This is a genomic window from Shigella sp. FC1967 (genome assembly GCF_001743005.1).
GTDB lineage: Bacteria > Pseudomonadota > Gammaproteobacteria > Enterobacterales > Enterobacteriaceae > Proteus.
The window spans coordinates 1-5,042 of record NZ_MIIZ01000671.1; the positions used below are offsets into that span (position 1 = coordinate 1).

The following is a 5,042-nucleotide window of genomic DNA, read 5'->3' on the forward strand; positions in this document are numbered from 1 at the left end:
GCGATTGACCAACAGTAAGAACTGATGTGTCTTTCACTGGAATTAACTTTTCAGTATTTTGACGTGGTGGTGTTTTACGAGGTGCTTGAGTCGCTTTTTGAGGACGAGGCTGTCGTTTTTCACCCTCTTTAGGTGGCTGACGACGCGTATTATTTGGCTTTTTCGCTGTCGGACGTTTGCTGGTCTCCTTATCACCTTCAGCTTCGCGCTTCTTAGCACGTTGTTCTGCTCTTTGAGCTTGAACTCGCGCTTTAGCTTCTGCTAATTGTGTACGAGCATGTTCAATATGCTCAGCTTCCAGTTCGCCGCAGTCATTACCATTCAAATCGACACGTTTTGCTCCTTCTTTAACTCCATAAAGGTAGCGCCAACTTGAGGTATACAAGCGTAATGCCGAACGTAACTGCGTTTTACTCAGTTGAGTTTCATCTTTCAGATCTTCAACAAGATCTTGAAAAATGCCCACTTTCAAAGGGCGAGCTTCACCCTCAGCGATAAAACATTTAGGGAAACGTTCAGCTAAAAAAGCGATGATTTCTTTACTACTATTCAACTTAGGTTGATTTTCCATGAAATTTCCTGATTACAACGGTTTTGCCAACCAGCGCAGGCATGAACAAGCGACATTATAATAGTGTTGCCAACAATTTCTATGGCAAACGCCTGTTAACTTACACAAAATTCACAATATTTTGCTGTATGACACGTTTTTAAATGCTCGCAAAGCACGTCACACAACGCTTTAAGCCCATTTTCATCTTTTTTATCAAAACGATCAAAAATAGGACTATCAATATCGAGAACGCCGATAATTTGTCCATTTACTTCTAAAGGTAGAACAATTTCAGACTGACTGGCACTGTCACAAGCAATATGACCACTAAATTGGTGAACGTCACTTACTCTTAAAATTCTGTTTTCAGAGTATGCTGTTCCGCAAACTCCTTTTCCAAAACCTATTCTTACACAAGCCATTTTTCCTTGAAATGGGCCAAGGACTAATGAATCACCATCATTAAGATAAAACCCAACCCAATTTATCGTATCCAACTTCTCGTAAAGAAGGGCGCTGGTATTAGCAAGTGATGCTATAAGATCATTTTCACCAGACAACAAGGCTGACAAATTATCAGTGAGTTCCTGATAAAAAAGCGATTTTGGCATCATAAAACCCTATTTGCGTAACTAAAACAGATAACATACTCATAATTTAGCCTATTTTATCTTGAGGTTGAATACTCCATTTTCAAGAATTGGGTAAAAAAACGAGAATATTCCCTTAACACCCACAACAAAATCAGACACTTTGTATTGTAAAATGAAAAGCATAAATATAATAAAAATGATAACTTGTGAACCAGTGAGTATAGGTACTTTTTTTTTAGCTTAATCAAACGATAACTCTGAAGAAAACCAACTTAGGCGAATTAGCGAGCAACATAGTGAACAATATCGCAACAAAGGAAAAAAAATCAATACGCTGTCAAGAGTGTGATCATCTCGTGACACTCCCTCTTGCATTAAAGCGTGGAGAGGATGCTTATTGCCCACGTTGCCAAGCCAAACTTGCATCTTATCGATATTGGTCATTAACTCGTCTACTTATTCTCTCTATTACCATGCTTATTTTGGCATCAATAGCATTTACTCAACCACTAATTAAAATTCACCTATTAGGCACAATGATAACGGCAAATGTGCTCGATGGTATTCGTATGATGTCAGAACAAGGCTCCCCTCTTACGGCGACAATGGTCGCCTTTTGTGCTATTGCGGCACCACTTAGCCTCCCCATCGCTATTTTATATCTCCATTTAGGATCTCGCTTACGCCTTAATCTTCGCCCAGTCTTATTAATGTTAGGAAAATTAAAGGAATGGGTTATGCTCGATGTCTATTTGATTGGGCTTGGTGTTGCAACAATAAAATTAGGCGATTATGCAACGGTCTATATTGGCAATGGTCTAATTGCTTTTGTTTCTTTAATGATACTCAGTTTATTAATGCTCATTAACATTAATATGGACCAACTTTGGCAACGCTTCTATCCACAAAAAGAAATAGAAAAAAGCCCTGCGACTTGCCATGCTTGTCATTACCATTTTAAAAAAACACCATCAACACACTGCCCACGTTGTAAATCTTGCTATACCCCAAGACAACCAATGAGTTTGCAAAAGACATGGGCGGCATTAATTTCAGCAATAATTTTGCTAATACCTGCAAATTTATTACCTATTTCTATTTTCTACCTAAATGGTCGACGTAGCGAAGACACGATTTTTTCAGGTGTACTTTCCTTAGTGAATTCAGGCAATACTCCGATTGCGATTATTGTTTTTATTGCCAGTGTTTTTGTCCCTTTTTTCAAAATCATTATTATGCTGGGCTTATTATTAAGCATTCATTTTAACTCTCGTATTGATCCTCTAATTCGAATGAAATTATACCGTTTCGTCTCTTGGATAGGACGATGGTCAATGCTTGATCTCTTTGTAATTGGGCTGATGATGTCATTGATTAATCGTGATCAACTGATGACTTTTACAATGGGACCAGCGGCTTTTTATTTTGGTACTGCGGTTATTCTTACTATCCTTGCCGTTGAATGGCTGGATAGTCGTTTACTATGGGATACTTATGCAACAAGAAGAAAACGACGTTCAGGACACACAAGCCCAAATACGCCACAAACGTAAAATTTCAACATTTTGGCTACTCCCTGTTATCGCCATTTTTATAGCGAGTTGGTTGCTTTTCCAACATTGGCAAGATAAAGGAATAGAAATTACGATTGATTTTCAATCTGCATCAGGAATTGTCTCTGGCAGAACACCCATTCGCTATCAAGGCGTTGATGTCGGTCTTGTTAAGGACATCACTTTAAGCAATGACTTACGGCAAGTTATTGTTACTGCTGATATCCGCAAAGATCTTGCGACTGCACTGCGCAAAAATACACAGTTTTGGTTGGTTACACCTAAAGCCAGCCTTTCTGGTGTCTCGGGACTAGATGCTTTAGTTGGTGGCAACTATATCAGCATGTTACCGGGTGACGGTGAAAAACAGTTTAAATTTATTGCTCAGGAAGTTCGTCCTCAAGCGAATATCGATAAAAACCAGCAATTAATAACGCTAACAGCAGATAAACTGGGATCACTCAATGTTGACTCCCAAGTTTATTATCGCCAAGTCCCTGTGGGGAAAGTGTATAGCTATACAATCCGCCCTGATAATCAGGGTATTTTTATTGAACTGAGTATTGAAAAGCAATACGCCCACTTAATTCGCCAAGATAGTCATTTCTGGAATGTCTCTGGCTTTCAAGGTAGTTTCAATTTAAAAAGTGGCGTATCAGTAAAAATGGAAAGTGTTTCTGCTTTAATTAATGGCGCCATTGCTTTTGATTCCCCAGAAAATAGTCCTCCAGCACAAGAAAATCAGCAGTTCGTTTTACAATCTGCAACTTCCGTAGATGCGGGTAAAGCAATATATGGCGAAGATGGCTTAATTATTTCTCTAACCAGTGAAGAAAGTTGGGGAGTCGATGCAGGGCAACCTATTCTTTTTAGAGGAATTACTATTGGACAAATTATTCAGCGCAATATGAGTGATGACGGAGTTATTTTTGATGCAATTATTGCTCCTGAATATAAGCATTATATTTATGAAAATAGTAAATTTGTTGCCAATAGTCGAATTAACGTCAATATGGGTTTAAATGGCATTGAAGTGCAAGGTGCAACACCGCAAGAATGGCTTGAAGGAGGCATTCACCTGATTCAAGGTACTAAAGGCGCACCTAAAGAACAGTATCGCCTGTATCGTAACGATTTTTTTGCTAAAGCCAGTATTAATGGTAATGAATTACCTGTAACACTCACTTTAAAAGCATCAAGCCTTCCGGGGATCCAAAAAGGTTCGGTGGTTCTTTACCATCAATTTCAAGTCGGCGAGATTACTGATGTTCGACCTTTAATGGATGAATTTGATATTGATGTTTATATTTCCAAACAATATCGCCATTTGCTTACAGAAAAGAGTGTCTTCTGGACTGAGGGGGCAGCTAAAGTATCCGTTAATGGTTCAGGATTAACTGTTGAAGCAACGCCACTAAATCGTGCTTTAAAAGGCGCTATCAGTTTTGATAATTTCGAAAATATCAATAGTAATGTTTCACGTTACAAACTCTACCCATCAGAAACTAGCGCACGAGCTATCGGTGCACAAATTACTTTAAAAACATATGACGCAAGCAAACTTTCCGAAGGGATGCCTATTCGTTATTTAGGTATTGATATCGGGCAAGTCGAATCATTAATCCTCTCTCCAGATAGAAAGGCAGTGACTGTATCTGCGGTTCTCTACCCTGATTATGTCAAAACCTTTGCGAGATCAGGTAGCCGCTTCGCTGTTGTGACTCCCGAATTAACGGCATCGGGATTAGATAACTTAGATTCACTTATACAACCTTATATTAAAGCAGAGCCTGGTAATGGTGGCGTATACCGTCAATTTGAATTGCAAACATCCAATATAACAGACTCACGCTATCTCGATGGATTAAACCTCGTGTTAAATGCCACTGAAGCGGGTTCGGTACAAATCGGCACCCCCATTTACTACCGTGGTCTTGAGGTTGGCGCCGTAACAGGCCTTGAACTAGGAAACATGTCTGACAGAGTATTAATTCATATTCGTATTAGTAAAAAATACCAATATCTTGTTCGAAATAATACAGAGTTTTGGCTCTCATCCGGATATAACTTCTCGTTTGGTTTAACTGGCGGAGTTATTCGTAGTGGTACATTCAAGCAATTTATACGTGGAGGGATCACTTTTTGCAACGCCACCTTCTACACCATTACAAGCAAAAGCCAAACAGGAACAGAATTTCATTTTAAATAATAAAGAACCCAAGGATTGGGATGAATGGGGAACGGCAATACCTAAACCTTAAAGATTAGATAATTCTCCCCTATTTCAGATAATTTATTTAAAGCGGATCACAAAAAATGATCCGTTTTTTTTTATTCTAAAAA

General features: G+C 38.8%; 3 protein-coding genes and 1 pseudogene. 2 read left to right on the forward strand and 2 right to left on the reverse strand.

All coding sequences use genetic code 11. The features are described 5' to 3' along the window. The coding region (gene proQ / locus BHE89_RS09340; RefSeq protein WP_128860426.1) for an RNA chaperone ProQ at positions 1-571 on the reverse strand (571 nt) is incomplete at its 3' end. A 95-nt stretch (positions 572-666) separates the two neighbouring features. Next, positions 667-1,164 carry a GAF domain-containing protein gene (locus tag BHE89_RS09345; protein ID WP_069369367.1) on the reverse strand — a complete coding sequence of 166 codons (498 nt, stop codon included), beginning with the start codon at positions 1,162-1,164 and terminating at the stop codon, positions 667-669. 233 nt (positions 1,165-1,397) lie between these two features. Between BHE89_RS09345 and yebS the strand changes: the two genes are divergently transcribed. After that, positions 1,398-2,699, forward strand: a complete 1,302-nt coding sequence (gene yebS, locus BHE89_RS09350) for a membrane integrity lipid transport subunit YebS (protein ID WP_413242936.1) — start codon at positions 1,398-1,400, stop codon at positions 2,697-2,699. Beyond that, a pseudogene (locus tag BHE89_RS09355) lies at positions 2,641-4,960 on the forward strand (PqiB family protein). Before yebS ends, BHE89_RS09355 begins: the two are co-directional and overlap by 59 nt. Positions 4,961-5,042 lie beyond the last annotated feature (82 nt).